The 17,180-nt window shown below is 55.9% G+C and carries 16 protein-coding genes and 1 pseudogene; 5 read left to right on the plus strand and 12 right to left on the minus strand.

The genetic code is table 11. The annotated features are described in order from the left end of the window. Positions 1-53 precede the first annotated feature (53 nt). From ABE528_RS10700 to ABE528_RS10725, 6 genes are all read right to left on the minus strand, one after another. Positions 54-263 (minus strand): hypothetical protein, encoded by a 210-nt coding sequence (locus ABE528_RS10700; RefSeq protein WP_346652946.1) that lies wholly within the window; start codon positions 261-263, stop codon positions 54-56. A gap of 685 nt (positions 264-948) precedes the next feature. After that, complete coding sequence (locus tag ABE528_RS10705) at positions 949-1,365, minus strand: hypothetical protein (protein ID WP_346652912.1); 417 nt, start codon at positions 1,363-1,365, stop codon at positions 949-951. 517 nt (positions 1,366-1,882) lie between these two features. Then, positions 1,883-2,092 (minus strand): hypothetical protein, encoded by a 210-nt coding sequence (locus ABE528_RS10710; protein ID WP_346652913.1) that lies wholly within the window; start codon positions 2,090-2,092, stop codon positions 1,883-1,885. Positions 2,093-2,175: 83 nt separating this feature from the next. Further along, entirely contained in the window at positions 2,176-5,982 is a 3,807-nt protein-coding gene (locus tag ABE528_RS10715; protein ID WP_346652914.1) for a hypothetical protein, read from the minus strand. Positions 5,983-6,031: 49 nt separating this feature from the next. Further along, complete coding sequence (locus tag ABE528_RS10720; RefSeq protein ID WP_346652915.1) at positions 6,032-7,390, minus strand: DUF4041 domain-containing protein; 1,359 nt, start codon at positions 7,388-7,390, stop codon at positions 6,032-6,034. A gap of 189 nt (positions 7,391-7,579) precedes the next feature. Further along, a complete protein-coding gene (locus ABE528_RS10725; protein ID WP_346652916.1) occupies positions 7,580-7,828 on the minus strand; it encodes a hypothetical protein in 249 nt (82 codons plus the stop codon). Positions 7,829-8,026: 198 nt separating this feature from the next. On the opposite strand from ABE528_RS10725, the gene ABE528_RS10730 reads away from it, so the two are divergent. Further along, positions 8,027-8,362, plus strand: coding sequence for an XRE family transcriptional regulator (locus tag ABE528_RS10730; protein ID WP_346652917.1), 336 nt, complete (start codon positions 8,027-8,029; stop codon positions 8,360-8,362). Between the two features lie 83 nt (positions 8,363-8,445). On the opposite strand, the gene ABE528_RS10735 is transcribed toward ABE528_RS10730, so the two are convergent. From ABE528_RS10735 to ABE528_RS10750, 4 genes and pseudogenes are all read right to left on the minus strand, one after another. Continuing rightward, positions 8,446-8,679, minus strand: coding sequence for a hypothetical protein (locus ABE528_RS10735; protein WP_346652918.1), 234 nt, complete (start codon positions 8,677-8,679; stop codon positions 8,446-8,448). A gap of 490 nt (positions 8,680-9,169) precedes the next feature. Next, positions 9,170-9,535: a histone-like nucleoid-structuring protein, MvaT/MvaU family gene (locus ABE528_RS10740; protein ID WP_121161486.1), complete on the minus strand. Its 366-nt coding sequence runs from the start codon at positions 9,533-9,535 to the stop codon at positions 9,170-9,172. A gap of 73 nt (positions 9,536-9,608) precedes the next feature. Further along, complete coding sequence (locus ABE528_RS10745) at positions 9,609-10,787, minus strand: hypothetical protein (RefSeq protein ID WP_346652919.1); 1,179 nt, start codon at positions 10,785-10,787, stop codon at positions 9,609-9,611. After that, a pseudogene (locus tag ABE528_RS10750) lies at positions 10,787-11,111 on the minus strand (hypothetical protein). Before ABE528_RS10750 ends, ABE528_RS10745 begins: the two are co-directional and overlap by 1 nt. 959 nt (positions 11,112-12,070) lie before the next feature. On the opposite strand from ABE528_RS10750, the gene ABE528_RS10755 reads away from it, so the two are divergent. Further along, positions 12,071-12,547 carry an SH3 domain-containing protein gene (locus ABE528_RS10755; protein ID WP_346652947.1) on the plus strand — a complete coding sequence of 159 codons (477 nt, stop codon included), beginning with the start codon at positions 12,071-12,073 and terminating at the stop codon, positions 12,545-12,547. Between the two features lie 9 nt (positions 12,548-12,556). Here ABE528_RS10755 and ABE528_RS10760 read toward each other — a convergent pair whose 3' ends face one another. Beyond that, complete coding sequence (locus ABE528_RS10760; protein WP_338444692.1) at positions 12,557-12,766, minus strand: hypothetical protein; 210 nt, start codon at positions 12,764-12,766, stop codon at positions 12,557-12,559. A gap of 421 nt (positions 12,767-13,187) precedes the next feature. Beyond that, positions 13,188-14,117, minus strand: a complete 930-nt coding sequence (locus ABE528_RS10765) for a LysR family transcriptional regulator (RefSeq protein WP_346652948.1) — start codon at positions 14,115-14,117, stop codon at positions 13,188-13,190. Between the two features lie 228 nt (positions 14,118-14,345). Between ABE528_RS10765 and ABE528_RS10770 the strand changes: the two genes are divergently transcribed. Genes ABE528_RS10770 through ABE528_RS10780 form a run of 3 tightly spaced genes read left to right on the plus strand, consistent with a single transcriptional unit; the run spans position 14,346 to position 17,124 of the window. Further along, a complete protein-coding gene (locus ABE528_RS10770) occupies positions 14,346-15,782 on the plus strand; it encodes an NAD-dependent succinate-semialdehyde dehydrogenase (protein WP_267273191.1) in 1,437 nt (478 codons plus the stop codon). An 11-nt stretch (positions 15,783-15,793) separates the two neighbouring features. Further along, entirely contained in the window at positions 15,794-16,132 is a 339-nt protein-coding gene (locus ABE528_RS10775) for a carboxymuconolactone decarboxylase family protein (protein ID WP_213883142.1), read from the plus strand. Beyond that, positions 16,129-17,124 carry an NAD(P)H-quinone oxidoreductase gene (locus ABE528_RS10780; RefSeq protein WP_346652920.1) on the plus strand — a complete coding sequence of 332 codons (996 nt, stop codon included), beginning with the start codon at positions 16,129-16,131 and terminating at the stop codon, positions 17,122-17,124. Before ABE528_RS10775 ends, ABE528_RS10780 begins: the two co-directional genes overlap by 4 nt. Positions 17,125-17,180 lie beyond the last annotated feature (56 nt).

Here is a 17,180-nt window from a genome sequence, read left to right on the forward strand (position 1 = left end):
ACTCCGTAATCAGTATCGCGAAGGTGAGCTGCCTGACAACGGCACATTCCAATTTAGTGTACCGACTCACCTAAGGTACCAGCTACGTGCAGTTGATAGTCGACCACGGTCTCGTAGAGATGATCAGCCGCGACGCGAAGGCGCTCGAGATCAGCATCGGGCCGGCCCTGGGCCATCGCCTCGTTGTACGCTCTAATTGCCTCGAGCGCCTGCCTCAGCAGCGGCTCACCTGCTTCTGCCATGCCCAAGAGCGTTCGCTTCAATCCAGCCATCTTGGATACTCCTCCGAGTCCTCCAATGCACGCGACACCGCTGAGAATCGACGCATCGGGAGCCTTGACGCGAGCAATCGATGGATCAGCACGAGAGGCGTCACGATGAAATCGAGCTCACGAATTCGCTGATTTGCCTCCTGTAGCGAAGCAGCAGGTACCCGCTGATCAAAACGGCCTCAGGGAATGCCACGTAAAGCACAACTGGGCTCACAAATCTATCATCGATGCCAAGCATGAGCAGCAGTCCGAGGCACAGGATGATGCACGGTAAGAGGACGACAGTGAACACTGTCATAGCCACGCTCACCGCGAATATCAATTCCATGACCGCCCTAAACACCAGGTGTCGCTCCTTAAATTTGTGCTATCGCTTGGAGGCAAATCTGGCCGTTACTACCTCTACAGGATTCTACAGCGGCAGTAGCCCCTGCGGGGATTGGCGAGCTATATCGGACATAAGACAGTGTCGCCCAGGGAGGCGAACCAGTCAGCACAGGGTGTATTGATTGCCTTCGTCGGTCGTTGTCTGGCTAGCGTCAATCCATCAGACGCAGACCCTCTCCCATAAGGCGACTTTAGCTGCCTTAACCCTCACTCGTGCCATTTGAAGCTGGTCTGTGTTATTCAAAGCCTTCGCTTCTTTCACGACCCGCCGTGCCTCCAGTCAAAGCAATCACTTCTGCAGGTTGCTCATTTCGAGCTTCAGCATCTCGGTCAGTGAGTGCTGGCGCCAATCTATGGAAATCCCCTTCCGGGCAAGCCGCTGACTGCTGCTGATCCTGGACTCTTCATCAATCATCTGCATCAACGTGCGCTGCTGCCAATCAACGTTGTGCCCAAGCGAACGCAAACGGCGAGCGGCCAGGATGCGTGATTCAACGTCCAGCATCGTCATCAATGATGATGCTTTCCAGTCGGCGTCATACCCCAGAGCCTTGAGCCTTTGGGCAGTCCGCAGTCGGCTCTCGACATCAAGAAGGTCACCAAGCGACTTCCCCTTGGGATCAACGTTATACCCAAGTGCTCGAATCCGGTTGGCGGTTTCCTGTGAGGCTTCGACTTGGTAATTTCCCAGTCCTACCGACTGCACACGAATCCAAGGTTTCGTTGAACCATGCGGTTTTGCAACGACCGGTCTGCTGGGGCTACCGGCAGCCCCGTTTGCGCTGGAGGGTGAGCGTTCGCTGCCCGCCGTTGGAGAAGCCGACGATATGGGAGCAGTCAGGGGATTCGTGGGAGCAACGGATCGCACGGGACGAGTGGGTGATCGGTCGGTATCAGCAGGCACTTGCTCAGAGGCTTGCCCATTATGCGCGGGCGGAGCCGCCAGATGCCCAGCCTCACCTGTGTATGGATTCACGTTGCCCAACGTAGTCCAGTTGTTAGAAAACACACCGTCAGGCGCAGAGCGGTAATGAGGCTGCACGTAGGTGCCGTTGCTCCTGTAATAGCCCCTGACGTGAACATCTCCGCCCGCAACGGCGTGCGCTGACAGAAGAAGTGACAGGCAGAGGGCTGGCCATCTCATTTTCAAGCCCGACAAGACCACCATCCCCTCCAACCTATTACGGCCCCGTGGCATATCAGAATCAGGTTTCTGTGCAACATCATTGCAGTGTCGGAGATGGCATACCCATCGCCCTCAGCTGGTAATCAGATACGGCCTGAAAAAGGGCCTCAGCCTCAGTCCGCAAACGCTCGACCTCCTCTGCTGGAAGCTCGGCTGCCATGGCCTCGTGATATCGCCTAAGGACATCCACAGCTTGCTGAGATAGCGGTTGGCTGTCCACGTAGATCTTTAGAAAGTCTCGTTTCATTATCCGCTCCAGCTCTCTACTCCTGATGCCTGAACGGCGCCGGCAGCCAAGTCTGCGATTCGCCCGTCCAGGCCAATTTCAGGTTAGGCCATTTGGCTTCGCTTGCTGAACACCACCGTACGCTTGGCTTCATACCTCACGACCCCTACAAACCCACGACGCTTCAGGGCCTCGACCAGCCGTCTTACGTCTGAGGACGGCGGAAGGTGTGCACGCTTCTTCCCAACGAGCTCGGCATGCTCTTCTCCCAGCAGAGGGAGCACCTCGGCCACGTCAGTCCACGCACAATTCATCTGCAACGCCTGGATGACCATGTCTGTCCGCTGCGAAGTGCTCAACGAGACATCCGAAAGACAATGCCGAATCACAGGCAGATAGCTGCCTGGGAACGTGGCTTGCTCCCTGTTCGCACGAACGCAAGCGTTGGCCAGCTCTACGACCGAGCCCTCCCAACTGCTTAACATCTCTGCGGTGATGCCCTGCCACATCGTCATGGTATCGACCAAAGACGCAACACCTGAACGGCTGAGGGCTGTAACCAAGCCAACTGGCAAGCTAGACAGGCTGAGGGTGTCACGCGCGTCCCGCCAATGGTAGACAATGTAACGTCCCTCCAGGGAGGAATCATACTGGGCTAGAAGCTGCCTGATTTCTGAGCTGTATGGGACGAAGGAGGCGTTGGAGAAACAGGGCCACCGGCTCGTCGGGATGGCGCTCTTCAACAGCACGGAAGGCGACAGGACGATCGACGAGAACAGGGTCGTCAGGGTGTCATTGGTGAGCTGCTCTTGCTGGATGATGAACGTTTGCAATTCTTCATCGCCGTCGCCTGCCCAAAGTTCTTTGGCCAGGATTGCTGAGTGGCGTGTGACAAAATCTAGGAAGCTCGGAACTGCAGACTGACCAAGCTCTGACCGTGCTACCTCGGACGATGAGGCGTCTCCGGTGCTGGTGATGACGCGGTTGAACAATGTCCAAACCGCATCCCCGAGGTTGCACAGGCGCGCAGACTTCAGAGCCGGCAACCAAAGTGCATGAGGAAGCTTTTCAAGATCCGTGATCAAGCAGTCGGTGTGTTTGAAGAGCGCTAGCTGAAGCGTCTCCATGTCTTTGGTACCGTCCACCAATGCAAACAGATCAAGCAGTGAGCTCTCCGTTTCAGGTAGGGTTCCCTCCTGACTCAGCAACTCATACACGTATTCGGAGGCTGATTGCCCGATGAGTTGATCGAAGCCCACGAGCTCTAGCTGAGTGAGCTGATGATGCGAAACCATGACTGCTTTGGTGCCTGGTTCCAGGGTGCTGCACAGCAGCACCAACATCCGCAATGTAGGCGCCAGACAGCCCCACTCCACCAGGGCTCTGAGCTCGTCAACGGTGCATGTTTCGCTGACATTCCAGAACTGCGCGGGCCTTTGTCTGAGCCAAGCCCATCCCATCTGGTTTGAGGCCAATCCGGGAATCAGCTTCGAAATATCACGCAGATCGTTGATGACGTTGAAGAGCGTGTCGCTGCGCCCTTCAAGCTGTTTGACCTGGTCGGCCATCAAACTGTCCAACACCATGATCACCAAGTCTTCGCGCACCAGGTTCGCCTTGTCGTAGCCGACGAGCTCATTGATAACGTTGGGATGGTGTTTGAACAATGCCTTGAAGAACCCAGGCTTCGCGTCATCGGGCAGCAGTTCGACCACCTCTGCAAGGCGCGCCAAGTGCTGAAAACTGCTCTTGATGATTACTGACAGCTTTTCATCCCTAGCGTGGATATCATCGTGCCGGGGTCGAACGAGCTCCGCCATCAAGTGCACCAACAGCCCTTTGCCCTTGTCGATCGAGTCGAAATCCAGCTTGCTCACTACGCGCTCGGGATTTCGGATGGGCGTACCAACATCAAGCATTTCGCCCCGGGCAAGGGCCATGGTGAGCATTTTGTCCGACTGGGTCAGCGAGCCCTCGTAGAAGAAGCCGAGGTAGTCAGTGTAATCGGTGTCCAGGTTGCCTCGTCGTAGCAGGAAAGTGATCAGCTCATAGCCTTGGAGGATGGAGCCAAATGACTCTCCATAGGCATTGCTGCAGGCGGCCCGGAAAGGCATGGTCTTGAGCCCGGTGATTTCTGCTTGGATGAGGCTGATTTCGTCATCAATCTCGTCGAGGGATACCTCAAGGCCTGTGACACGCTCGAGATATGAAAGCTCCTGTACAACCGCCTTGGGGGCCAAGGGTTCCCCTCTCTTATATCCCAACGACCTGGAGTTCACGTAGGGATAGACGTATCGCTGACTGACTACGCGTTCAAAGACGCTGTCCGTGACAAAGTCCATCAGGGAGATCTCCGTATGGTCTTCCAGCCACAGGTTGGTGGCGTTGTGGACGTCTCCCTTGCGAATTAGCTCAAACCAGACGCATGCACGAAGGCCCGCTATGTCACTGGCGACTTCCGCCTCTCGTTCCTCTCGGCGTTGTTTCAGCTCAGTGATGGCGGCCTGGTGACGCCTGATCTCAGATTTGACCCACGTGGGATAGCCTTCGATGACCTGGTAGACCACACCTTTGCGCTTGAGTAGATCCGAATAGACATCTGGATGGAGGTTCCTCAACGCCACCATCGCAAAGAGCTTGTTCGGATCGAGCGGCAAGCCATCATTCGCGAGAATGTTCGCGTAGATATCGAACTCGTTCACGATGTTCTTGATCAGCCGCATCTCGTCGATATGATACCCCACGGTCTCGATCAATTTGGGCGTGAGGCCTGCATTCAGCGGCTGACCACCCATATGTCGCTTGCCCAGCAGCTCGACCAGTTTTTCACGGGAGTTTTCCGAGTTCACCACAGGGATGATGGGAATGATCAGGTCGAAAAACTTCGTCTTGTCTGTGACGGTGAACATCTCATCCCGCAGCGCATAGATGAAATGGATAGGACGTTTGACCTGGGGAGACTGGCGGATGATGAAGTTGATCTCGCGCAGCCTGAAGAAGATCTCCTGGATGTCGAACCTGTCCAGATCCTCGATCACCACGACGTCGATGTCGCTGCGCTCGAAGCAGTAGATGATCTCGTCGATGTTCTTGTGCAGTACCGAACCATGATGAGTTGCCTCAAGCTTGCCCCCCTTCAGCGTCAGGCCATCGACGCTGAAGAGTGAGAGAAGCTTCAACCCTGAATACAGGGCCCATACACCGCCTGCCACTACGACACCAAGGGCGACGAGTTCGGGCAGCCACATCAGCCCTTTCAATGCCCAATCTTTTGCTACCTCGGAGAGGGTCTGCAACTTCGGTACCGCCAGGCGCAGTGCGGCGAAACTGATCACTGCGACGCACAGGGTACGCCAGCAAACGCGCAGCGTTGACGCGTGAGAAATGCGCTTGAGCCGTGTCTTGGGTAGCTGCTTAGCTTGTACCGCGTAAAGGAGCTGCTGGACGATCGTCTCTTCGATCCGGTTGATCAGGTCGTCACTGGCTGTCGTATCGGAACCGCCTGCAACCGGTGCCGGCGACGCTAATTCGGGCGCTGTAGAGTCAGACGCTTCATCAAGTGGCTTCACCGAAACAGCTGGAGGCGCGTTCGCCTTGGTGAACGTGGCCAGCGATACGAAAGTGTGTTTGAAGCTGCGATGGTGTTCGAAAAACGTCTTCAGGACACTGCTCTTCCCTGCCCCATAGCCACCGGTGATCGCGATGTTCAGCACTTCATCGTTCTGTAGCGCTCGCAAGAGTTCGCGCTCATACCGTGCCGCCCTGTCGTCTTCCACTAGCACCGGCGTCAATGGCTCGAAAAAGAGCCCATCCTCACTACGCCAAGCCGTGAACGATCGCCGGGTTGCCCGTCCACCGGCGACGAGCGCCCACCAACAGCGGCTGGCGCCGCGTACGATTCTCCGTAACATTCGCTGATCCTGTTTCTTGGCCTGCTGTGCAGCTCTGGGCGCACGTGCCTTAGCTTTGCGCAGCCATGCGCTCTGATTGCTGGATCGCCGGCTTGGGCAACGCCATCCGCAGGCTTTCACGGAACTGCTCCGCCGGCGCCTCATGCGTGACCTCGACGACAGCATCGTAATTTTCTCGGATGACCTTCTCGATCTCAGCAATCTCGGCTCGGAAGAACTCTTTCCGCCCGTTGACCTTGTTGAGCCGGCCTGATGCAAAATGCTCATGGAGTTTCGCTTCCAATGCAGGAGCGTTGTTCGAGAAAACCATCGCATGCACGTCGAACCAGAACGGTACCGACGCGTCGCCCAGCTCATCAACTCGATCCATAGGCTCAAGGCGGCGAGTCATGCCGATCTTGTAAATGCCTTCTCCGAACGCACCCAGATTAGAGATCACATACACATACCCGGCCTTAGCATTCTGCTCGCGATAATCAATGAGCTTTTCTTCGCTCTCGAGCTCGGCGCGACCTGCCTCGACCTCGGCCAGCTTCACCAACAGCGCTGAACGCTCTTCTTCAGATTGCACCTGCTCAAGGCGGGCCTGAAGGTCACGCATCGCGGTGGTGAAGTGCTTGCGCTCCTTGGCGATTTTCTCCCGGGCCGCGCGAATTTCTTGCTCCAGCTTCTGCTGCTCTCGAAGTTCTTCCCGGGCGCGCTTGGCCTCTTCCTTTTCCTCTTGCTTCTTGATCTGGAACTCATGGGCAAGGTGCAGCTCATCGAGCTTAAGGTCGAGGTATAACCCTGAAATCTCTACGCTCATGATCTTGCCTAGCCGGTTGCAAGCTTCATACGATTTGAGGATTCGCTTTTCGCCGAGCTCAACGTTGTCGAATTTCACATTGGCCACGCAGGCATCAGCTTCGTTGTTGAACGAGCGAATCACCAGCTTGATCATGTCGTTCACAAGCTTGCGACCTTGCGCCTGGCTGTTGTTCACCGTCCAGTTCATGTTGCCGGTGGCGGCCTGCCCATTCTTGATCAGGACTTTCTGACGATCACGAACGTGATCCAGTCGAGCCTTGTACTCCTGGCTGGTTGTCAGCTTGAACTTGGGCTCATACAGGGCAAAGCTTTCCAGGAGCAACGTTTCTTCCCAGACGAGTATCTGCCCCTGCAGGTCAGTCGAGCGCTGTGCGAGTGCAGCCAACTCCCTCTCTGAGCGTCGGGTCTCTTCGCGTACACCTGCCAGCTTCGCCTGCTCTTGCTCAATCAGCTTCTGGATATTCACTACGTCCATGGCGCCGATTTTCGTGACCAGCTCTTGCAGCTGCGAATGCTGTACCTGGAGCTCCGCAAGCTGTGCTTCGAGAGCTTCCGCACGCTGTCGGTGAGCTGGGCCTTTCAGATAGTCGCTAAATGACACGGGTTCCTTCCTCGTTTTGAGTCGAGTGCATAGACCGGGGGAGCACGAGGTAGGTATCGGAACGCCCTACAATGATTCGCCGCGCAAAGCCCACACGGCACTAGCTCAATGCACCTCTTCCCTGCTGCGAATGAGCGTAACCGGAGTGAAATCATAAAGCCATCATGAAGACAGCTAGGGTGAAGAGGTTTACGAGTGACCAGTCGTGCTCATATCAAGCTGCTGCCTCGCTTCACTCAACTCCACCTCCGCTTGTCGTAGCTCATTCTGGGTGCCCGTCCACATCAGAACCAAGGTGGCAATTTTTTCGCGAGAGGCGCTTAACTCCTCGCCCATCACAAGCAGCTGACTCTCAAGCAGAAGGCACTGCTGCTCGAGCAGCTCCTCTCGCGAGAAAAACGCGAAGCAGTCGTCCTGGGTCTCGTGTGAGTTCTTCATAGCGCTCGTCACCGCATGGAGTACAAATGTTCTCCTTCTGAGCTTAGCGAGATACACTGTATGCATCAACAGTGCGTCGACATAGGGGAACGCTCGTCACACCTCCTCCCTGCCCTGAACAGAGGAACATTCAGGCTGAGCGAGGCCGTGACCTCAACGTGGCGTTACTGAGGACGAGCACATATGGAGGAGTTGCACATGTCACTGAAGTCATCATTCGCCATCGTGCTGCGGACGCTTCGCACCAGGCGAAACATCTCGCAGCGCGACTTCGGAGATACCAGCCGGACTTTCCTTTCCAAACTGGAAGGCGCCCGATCAAGCCTAACGCTCGACAAGCTCGAGCAGGTGAGCCACCGGCTTGAACTGAGCTCATTGACGTTGCTGACTCTTACCCTGAGCCAGGAGTCTGGTAGATCTGCAGCGGAACTCATCGACGACCTCCGCTCAGAAATTGAGAGATTGGAGCGCGATGGAGATATGCCGGGCTTGGAACAGGCTGCCCGTGAATCGCGCATACCGCTGGCGTCGTAGGCACGGCTAACACAGATGTGCCCTCCAGCATCATGAATCACAGGCAGTATTCCTGCGAGTCGCCCGCTGGGTGTCGCATAACCTCAATCGCGCCCGGACGCCGCTGGTGATGAGATGGTCGGCCAAGGTTTGTCACTGCTCCGGGTTTCTTCAAGGATCGTTCTGAACACGTCACTGAGCCCAGGGTAGCTCCCCGTCCCTTGCAGTTCTTGGACGAGCGCGCGCAGATCCTCAGCCTCTTGAGCTGTCAGGATCAAGTCGCAGTAGTGCAGCCCTTCTGTGGCTTTTGTGAGCTGAGCTTTGTAGTCGTCCTGCATGAAAAGGCCTCTATGTGCGCCGACGTCTACCCGTTTGCCTGCTGGGTAGAAGAACCTCAAAGGTGTTCGGGATCTATGCGAGCAACCGAATTGTGTTCGTGCGACCCACTTCTTTCCAGCGCCGCCTGCACATCGCAACCTGCCTGGTCTCAGCTCAAAAAAATTGGGGGCAGCTCTAAATTTGTTCACGAATGCAAAGCTAGCCGGCCTGAGCCATCGCTCATATCCCGCCTTGGCGGGCTCAAAAGGCTCCGAACTGAAGGTAGTTTAGAAACCGGCATCGAGTCAGTGAGTCCATCCGCTTGAAGAGCATGAAGTCATTGATCGTCTTGAGCCTCTTCTATCCGCCCTACCGAAAGCAGACTCGCGATCCTGAATATCCAGCGGGTCTACGCATGAGTTGCCGTTGCTGGTGGGCTCAGCACCTAAGACCTCGTTCTCAAGCCCAAAAAAAACCTCCGCAAGCGGAGGTTTCTTCAGTCCTTACGACTTACTTAGAGAGCCAGCTTTCAACTTCATCTGAACCGTATTCAGCTTTCCAAGATTTCAATTTCGAGTGGTTGCCACCCTTGGTCTCGATCACTTCGCCTGTGTGGGGGTTCTTATATTGCTTGACCTGGCGAGCGCGACGCGGAGCTTTCTCAACCACTGCAGGCGCAGCACGGCGACCAGATTGCGGATCCAGGAGGTTGATGATGTCACGCAAGCTGAAGCCGTACTTGGCCAGCAAGTCGCGCAGCTTGGTCTCAAACTCGATCTCTTTCTGAAGCTCACTGCTCCCCTTCATAGCTTCCAGCTCAGCCAGCTGGGCAGCCAATTTTTGCTCAAGCTGACGAAATTCGGCCAATCGCGACATGTGCATCACTCCGTAATGTGTAGTTGGTCTTAAGAGAATCCTAACGCAGGTTAAGTTCAAACCCAAATGAAAATCAGGGCCACCAGTCCTCGACTTTCTTGCTACTGCCCCAGTAGCCGTAGTCTGAGCTCGGCAAGTCCACGGATAGGTCAATAACTTTCAGAATATCTACTTTTAATGGATCAAGCAGCTCGACTTGTTGTGTAGCCCAGCTAACCCACATTGCCAATGCCATTTGAGTTGCCTCGTCCGGAGGCGAACCTTGAATCGTCGCATGGATGAATGCTTGCAGCCGTTGAGCGCGCTCCCAGCGTTCTAGATTTTTCATCAGATTCTGACGCCACTTGTCCAACCGACGCTGCTGGTCAATTCCCTCTTTGCGCACTCGCTCCTCTTCTGCGCGTCGACGGCGACTAGCCTCATCGGATGATCGTTGGGCTTTCACAGATAGGGCGATACGAACGAAACCTGTGAGGATCTGCCCGAGCTTCGACTCAAGCCTCCCTGTTTTGCTGTCAGTCCAAGTTTTTTGAATGAGAACCTCGGATCGTGCATCGACGACGAGGGAAAATACGCCAGTGGGCTCCCACCCAAAACGAGCGGCCCTCATCGCGGCGAAATCAGGCTCCCATCGCTGCCCAGGCTTGATAGCTTTGGGAGCTGGCGGTGGAATATCGAAGCGTTTTATGCGCTCCTGGATCGTGATCAGTAGTTCCTCCCCGTCGACTTGCACGAAGCTACCGTTACTACCAATACCCCAGATGTACCCCGACGACTCACTGGCTTTGATCAAGCTGTCGTAGAGAAGCGCGCAGCGATCCACCTCACTCCGAGATATGTGCGAGTTCAATACCTTTGTTCTGTCGAATATCAGTGCATTGTTGAGCTCTTTGGCCTTCCTCGCTGCACCAAGCCATATTTTTACCAACGGATGAGGGTCAGATAACTCCGTTGGTACGATCAAGATTTTAGGGTCTTTGATTACGTTTTCTGGCCTCAGTCTGGCAGACTTCTCGACATTCAGAACGTGAAACGTGACAGGCGTGGTAGTGGCTGGAGGCTTTGGACGACGGGGGCGCTTCGAGACCGGCTTGGCCCAGTGCCCCCGCGTAGGCAACGTAATACCCGCTTTGCGGCAGGCCTTCGACAAGCCTACATCCGAGACACCTATTTCCTTCGCAATGATCAGAACGGGCCGCTCCCACACCATTTCAAAAAGCTGTTGAGGTGTGAAGGTCTTTTCGACGTACATTACTCATCCTTTGTGTCATCCAAAGCGTTGTACCAGTCAGCGTAAGGCGTAAGCTCTATTCGACAACGATTGTAGTCAGGTGCCGTCGTGCCACCAAACGGGCCCCCGCTCGCCCAGTTCTACCTTGGCAGCAATCACTCCCGCACGCGCAGAGTTGAGCATGCTCTAATCGTCAGCGCGCTTGGCCTTTTTGACATCTCGTCGAGCATCCATCAGGTCATGTACAAGGCGTTGCCGCTCTTGCGCAGTCAGCGAAGGATTCGTGCAGCGCCAGAGCTGACCGTTGACAACAAAATAGCGTCCGTCTGGTGTCGTGGGATGCATAGCGCAGATCTCGTGAGCGATACATCAAAGACACCAGAGATGACTCTATGGCTGCATGTAGGGGAAATAGATCGCCACATGACTGAATTGTCATTTGTGCAGGCAGCGCAACCTGCCGGCTGAATGCACGAGATGGAGCTAGTCGGCTTTCACTAGCGCTACGGAGCATATTTGTACTCCAACCTCTTTCTGTCACTGCATCCACCAGCCACCCTACCCTGCGTTTTTTCCGGAGCACCTTTGACACAGGGTATTATCGATGTCTGATCACTAAGAGACACAGGCAGCGTATGACTGAACATAACCGGCACGACGCACCATCAGGCGCTTTGACGGCGCGAGACGTCTGCCAAGTGTTGCGAGAGGCGGTGTTCGGTCGCCGGACAATGACTAAGATTGGCAGCCAGTCCTGGGAGCAGGTGTACGCTAGCCATTTCGAAGTCGACGTAGAGGGATGGCGGATCACGATCTACAACGACTGTGATGAGCTGGACTACTGCGAGCGGTGCGTTAGCCCAGATGGACAGCGCTGGGATTTCGATCCTGGCGACCGGACAGATCCGGTTGCCCTATTATCGACATGGGAGCATCAGAGCCTGGAGCGCATGTTGAAAGCCTTGTAGAGCGTTTAGGGCGTACCCTACCAGGCCCGGCTGTCGTGAACCGAGCCACCGCCTTGCAATGACTCGGCCCTTGGGCGACCCTCTATCAGCGCGGCGCGCTCCGCTTGCGGTCTATCATTTAATGATCTTTCGAAGGCCGGTTGAGACCGCTAAGACGACTGCCGCTCCAAACAGCCTCACTCGGCTAAGCTGAATAGTATCGACGATGGAAGATGAAAAATTGCTCGCCAGGCCCCAGCCGGCCACCTCTAAAAGGACAGATATCATTTCGAGGGTGCAAAGGATATGCGCAAAAATGGTCAATCATGGTTTCTGCCGCTTCTAGTTCTCTTCGTTATGGTCTGGGCCATTGGCAAGAATGATTCGCCTAAAACTGAGCCACCACCCAGCCAGACGCCGGTTAGTAATTTGGCCGCAACCTCATCACCAGCACCACAACCTACACAAGCCTCGGCACCGGAGTATTTCGTCAACGCGGACAAGCTAAATCTGCGCGCTCAACCGGGAGGGATAGTGATCTCCAGCCTCAAGCGCGGGGAGAAGGTTCAGGTCTATGACCAGAAACAGGAATGGGCGCGTATCAGCCTCGACGGCCAGCCGCAACGATGGATCTCTTACAAAAATCTTTGCAGCGGCTCCAACTGCTTCGCTACCCGGCAGCCGAAAAGAAACCAGCCAGCTCCCCAGCCTGCGCGCATCAACACGTCCGACTATAGCTCTTCGTGCCCCTGCTCTTCAGGTCGAGTCTGTATAGGCCCCCGGGGCGGTCGCTACTGCATCACTTCTGGTGGGAACAAGCGGTACGGTGTGTAATAGGGACTTTCAGTGGCTAGGCTCCGCCGGCCCACCGAGCGCGCGCAGTTGATAGTCGGTGACTGCTTGAAACTGGTACTCCGCCATGAGACGAAGGCGCTCAAGCTCAGCCCCCGTCACACCGTTGGCTTGAGCTTGGTGGTACCGTTTCAAAGCATCCACTGCATCGGTGTACATCGGATGGTCTGGAAGCAAAACCTTGCTGAGATCCTTCTTCATCTTGATTACTCTGAGACATGGGTACGGGTAGCTCTGAGTCGATGACGACGGCTCGAAGCATTTCAATATTTGAAGCATCGGACTCAACTAGATCCCAGTTGAGCAGGGAGGCCAGTTCAAGATTATCCAGTTTAGGCCACTCCCACGGCGCGGAATCCTTTAGCCTTCTGCGAATCTCAATGCTTACACTGCCATCGTTCCTACACCGCACCAAAAGCGCAGCGGGAGACTCCCTCAAGAAACTGGGCAGCCCAGCAGAAGTCCGCATGGGCCTGTCCCGTGACAACGGACGCCAAGAGGCTGTAGCTACCCCTACGTGTGATACAGGCTCCCTTATCCGTCTATCAGCGGGCTTTCTTTTTGCCCGCAACTCCTCATCGTTTCGGGGCATTCGTCCGTTGGACTGGAGCGCTCACCAGCGTTAACTATTTATTAGCTCCTCGGCAATCACCGCCAGCTGGCTCCCGACCTTGTCCTTCAGAGACTCAATGAACCGGGTGATCTTGGCGTCGATGAACTGCCGCGATGAATACACCGCGTACACATTCCGTTCCTCAGTGAAATAATTGGGTAGCACACGCACCACTTTCCCCGAGCGTAGATCGTTGATGGCTGCAAAGCCCGCGAGCAAGCCGATACCCGCACCGCTTCTGACAGCAACAGACATGGCCTCCATGTCATTCACACTGAAGCTTGGCCCGCTGGGAATAAACGTCGCATCACCCATTCGACTCTTCAGTTGCCACTCATCTCGCGCGTAATCCACAGTACCCAGTAAGAGACATTGGTGATCAACCAGCTCTGCGGGTGTCTCGGGTGCTCCATGGTTCGCCAAGTATTCGGGCGATGCCACCAACACGCAGTGGCTGACCCCAATTTTTTGGCTGACATAGCTTGAGTCTGGCAGCACCCTGGCGATCTGAATGGACACGTCCAACTGGTCTTCTAGCAGGTTTGGCATGCGCTGTGAGAGCATCAAATCGACTGTAACGTCACCAAACGCCTTTCGGTATTGCAGTGCAGCCTCAGTTACAAGGTGTCGAGCGAGCCCAGGCACGCAATGGACGCGAAGCGTGCCTCGGGGTTGGAGCAATGCATTACTCGCCTCTGCTTCAGCGTTCTCGAGGTCGGCAAGGATGGCGGTGCAGCGCTCATAGAATCGTCTGCCCGCATCGGTGACCGACAAGCGCCGGGTGGAGCGCTGTAACAGGCGCGTATCAAGCATCTGCTCGAGTGCCGACACCGCCCGCGAAACATTCCCCACGGTTGAGTCGAGATGGTTGGCAACCGCTGTGAAGCTGCCCATTTCAACGACCTTCACGAACACCGACATATTAGAAAACTTGTCCATCACCCTCTTCCCCTGAGCCGGCTCATTCATCTGCCACTGTGTGCAAATCCGTGCGCTTTTGAAAGCGACTTTGCCTTTCTGCACAACAATCATTCCCTTCATCTGGGCTAAATCCATCACGGCGACCTCCATAGACTCAATTCCACGGGCCGGCGCCAGCCACCGTCTTCCAAGCCCTGCGTAGCTTCCAGTGCAGGCCAACCAGAGAACTCTATGAAGGTCACAGCCATGAACACACCTTATGACTCGCTTTATCTTTTCATCGGCGGCAAATGGATCGACGCAGACGGCCATAAAACTGCGACCGTCAGAAACCCCGCAACTGAAGAAATCATCGGTCAGGTGCCGCTGGCTACTGCTGAAGAGCTCAATCTCGCCCTTGAGGTGGCACAGCGAGGGTTTGAGCAATGGCGCAACACGGTTCCAGCTGAGCGTGCCCGGGTTCTCAAGCGCGCTGCTGACCTGATCCTGGAACGTACGGCACAAATCGCTGCGCAAATGACGCAGGAAGAAGGCAAGCCCATTGGCGAAGCCATGGATGAGGTCACCCGGGCGGCAGAATATTTCGAGTGGTTCGCTGAAAGTGCGCGTCGCATCGATGGCCGTGTGGTGCCCGCCAACCGCCAAGGTGTGCTGCAGCTGGTCAAGCGCCAGCCAATAGGCCCCGTTGCCGCGTTCACACCGTGGAATTTCCCGGCAATTACGCCAGCACGAAAATTGTCTGCTGCGCTGGCGGCCGGCTGCAGTGTCATTCTCAAACCTGGTGAGGAAAGCCCCTCCACTGCCCTCGCCCTTGCTCGTGCCTTGGATGATGCTGGGTTGCCCAAAGGCGTGCTGCAGGTAGTTTTCGGCGTGCCCGATGAGGTCTCCAGCCAACTGATCGCCTCGCCGATAATTCGCAAAGTTACCTTCACGGGCTCTGTGCCTATTGGCCGTCTGTTGTCGCGTCGCGCAGCCGAAGGCGTCAAGCCGATCACGCTAGAACTAGGTGGCCATGGCCCGGTGCTGGTGTTCGATGATGCCGATGTGAAGCGAGCCGCTGTGGAGGGCGTCGCCAACCGCTTCCGCGGTACCGGCCAGGTCTGCATTTCTTCAACCCGTTTCCTGGTTCAACGGGGTGTCTACGAGCAATTCGTCGACCACTTCGTGGCTGCTACTAAAGCACTGAGGGTTGGAAACGGCATGCACCCCCATACGCAGGTCGGGCCACTCGCCAACCTGCGACAACTAAACAAGATGGAGGAACTGGTGGCTGATGCCGTGGCCAAGGGGGCTCAGGTGTTGGCCGGCGGTGAGGCGTTGCCTGGCCCGGGCTTCTTCTTCGCGCCAACGGTGTTGGCCGAGGTGCCGATGGACGCTCGAATCATGCATGAAGAGCCGTTCGGCCCCATCGCTATCGTGATGCCATTCGATGGCCTGGCTGATGGATTGGCCGAAGCTAACCGCTTGCCCTATGGCCTGTCGGCCTATGCCTTCACCACCAATGCACGGACGGCAATCGATGTTGCCGAAGGTTTGGAGGCCGGCATGATCGGGATCAATCAGTACCGCATCGTTGCCACAGAGCTTCCCTTCGGCGGCATCAAGGATAGCGGTTACGGTTCGGAAGGCGGCATCGAAGGTATCGAGCACTACCTCACCAACAAATTCATCAGCCAGATTTGAGGAGCCGCTCCATGACAGGTCTCAACTTTACAAGCCCTCGTGAGGCCGCCAGGGCTTTCACGCCGAAACTATCGGAGTTCATTGACTCAACGCTGTACCCACAAATTTGGGGGGACGCCTCTTTGTCACCACGCGACCGCAGTCTGATCACCATCGCAGCACTGATTGCTGGCGGCCACTCCGATGAATTGCCGGCCCACCTACGGCGAGCCGTTGCCAACGGGATAACGCGTGAAGAGCTTGCCGGAGCAATTACCCACCTCTCCTTTTATGCAGGATTTCCTGCAGCGATCACTGCATCTGCCATAGCCCATTCCACGCTCGTTGACTCGGAGCCTTTGAAGCCATGAAAGCGATCACCTTTGAAACCTTTGGCGGCCCTGAAGTCCTCCAGGTAAGTGATGTACCTGTGCCAGAAGTTCGCCCCTCCGACCTGCTGGTTCGCGTGCATGCTGCCGGCGTTAACCGAGCTGATCTGACCCATCGTACCGGTGGCTATGGGCGTCCCAACTTCGGCGACTCGCTGATCATCGGCCTGGAAATTTCGGGTGAGGTGCTCGAGGTTGGCAGCGAGGTGTCAGGTTATCAGGTCGGCGATCGGGTGATGGGGGTTGTAGGTGGCGGCGCCTATGCTGAAATCGCGCGTATCGATTACCGCATGGCGATGCCGATTCCTGCTGCACTCGACTACGTGCATGCTGCAGCGATCCCGGAAGTCTTTGTGACCGCTCACGAAGCGATGATCCACCTGGCGAAACTGAAACAAGGCGAGTCAGTACTCATTCATGCTGCTGCTGGAGGCGTTGGCTCAGCAGCCGTGCAGCTTGCTTACGCCACAGGCGCCAAGGTTTTTGCCACGACCGAGGGCGGCAAGATGTCCCGCGTCGAGCATTTGGGAGCCGACTTCACCATCGACTACAGAACGCAGGACTTCGCCCAGGTCGTCGCAAATCACACCAATGGTCAAGGTGTGGATGTCATCATCGATTTTGTGGGCGAGCCCTACTTCATTAGGAATATCAAGTCGCTCGCCAAGGGTGGCCGACTGGTACAGGTCGGTATCCTGGGCGGCGGGGGCGATGTCGGCCTCAGATTGGAGGACATTCTGTATCGCCACCTGCAGATCATAGGCACGGTAATGAAGTCCCGCACACAGCCCGAAAAACATGCGATGGTCAAACGCTTCCGCGAACATTGGCTTGATCGTTTTGAGGGAGGAGGTAGTCTCGTGCCCGTTGTTGATAGCATCTTCCCATTGGCGCAGGCCGCGGATGCTCATCGGAAAATGGAAGCCTCACTCAATGTCGGCAAGATCATTCTGACGATGCCGCCAGGCACCTGATTCAGTTTCTTTCACTCAATTTTGGCGGATCATCGGATATTCTGAAGCCATCCCCC

Source organism: Pseudomonas sp. TWI628 (assembly GCF_039673865.1).
GTDB lineage: Bacteria > Pseudomonadota > Gammaproteobacteria > Pseudomonadales > Pseudomonadaceae > Aquipseudomonas.

Coding starts and splice junctions, on each gene's coding strand:
- ABE528_RS10710 (WP_346652913.1), bottom strand. CDS start 2,092: ATGAAACGAGACTTTCTAAAGATCTACGTGGACAGCCAACCGCTATCT.
- ABE528_RS10715 (WP_346652914.1), bottom strand. CDS start 5,982: ATGTTACGGAGAATCGTACGCGGCGCCAGCCGCTGTTGGTGGGCGCTC.
- ABE528_RS10725 (WP_346652916.1), bottom strand. CDS start 7,828: ATGAAGAACTCACACGAGACCCAGGACGACTGCTTCGCGTTTTTCTCG.
- ABE528_RS10730 (WP_346652917.1), top strand. CDS start 8,027: ATGTCACTGAAGTCATCATTCGCCATCGTGCTGCGGACGCTTCGCACC.
- ABE528_RS10735 (WP_346652918.1), bottom strand. CDS start 8,679: ATGCAGGACGACTACAAAGCTCAGCTCACAAAAGCCACAGAAGGGCTG.
- ABE528_RS10740 (WP_121161486.1), bottom strand. CDS start 9,535: ATGTCGCGATTGGCCGAATTTCGTCAGCTTGAGCAAAAATTGGCTGCC.
- ABE528_RS10745 (WP_346652919.1), bottom strand. CDS start 10,787: ATGTACGTCGAAAAGACCTTCACACCTCAACAGCTTTTTGAAATGGTG.
- ABE528_RS10755 (WP_346652947.1), top strand. CDS start 12,071: ATGGTCTGGGCCATTGGCAAGAATGATTCGCCTAAAACTGAGCCACCA.
- ABE528_RS10760 (WP_338444692.1), bottom strand. CDS start 12,766: ATGAAGAAGGATCTCAGCAAGGTTTTGCTTCCAGACCATCCGATGTAC.
- ABE528_RS10765 (WP_346652948.1), bottom strand. CDS start 14,117: ATGGACAAGTTTTCTAATATGTCGGTGTTCGTGAAGGTCGTTGAAATG.
- ABE528_RS10770 (WP_267273191.1), top strand. CDS start 14,346: ATGAACACACCTTATGACTCGCTTTATCTTTTCATCGGCGGCAAATGG.
- ABE528_RS10775 (WP_213883142.1), top strand. CDS start 15,794: ATGACAGGTCTCAACTTTACAAGCCCTCGTGAGGCCGCCAGGGCTTTC.
- ABE528_RS10780 (WP_346652920.1), top strand. CDS start 16,129: ATGAAAGCGATCACCTTTGAAACCTTTGGCGGCCCTGAAGTCCTCCAG.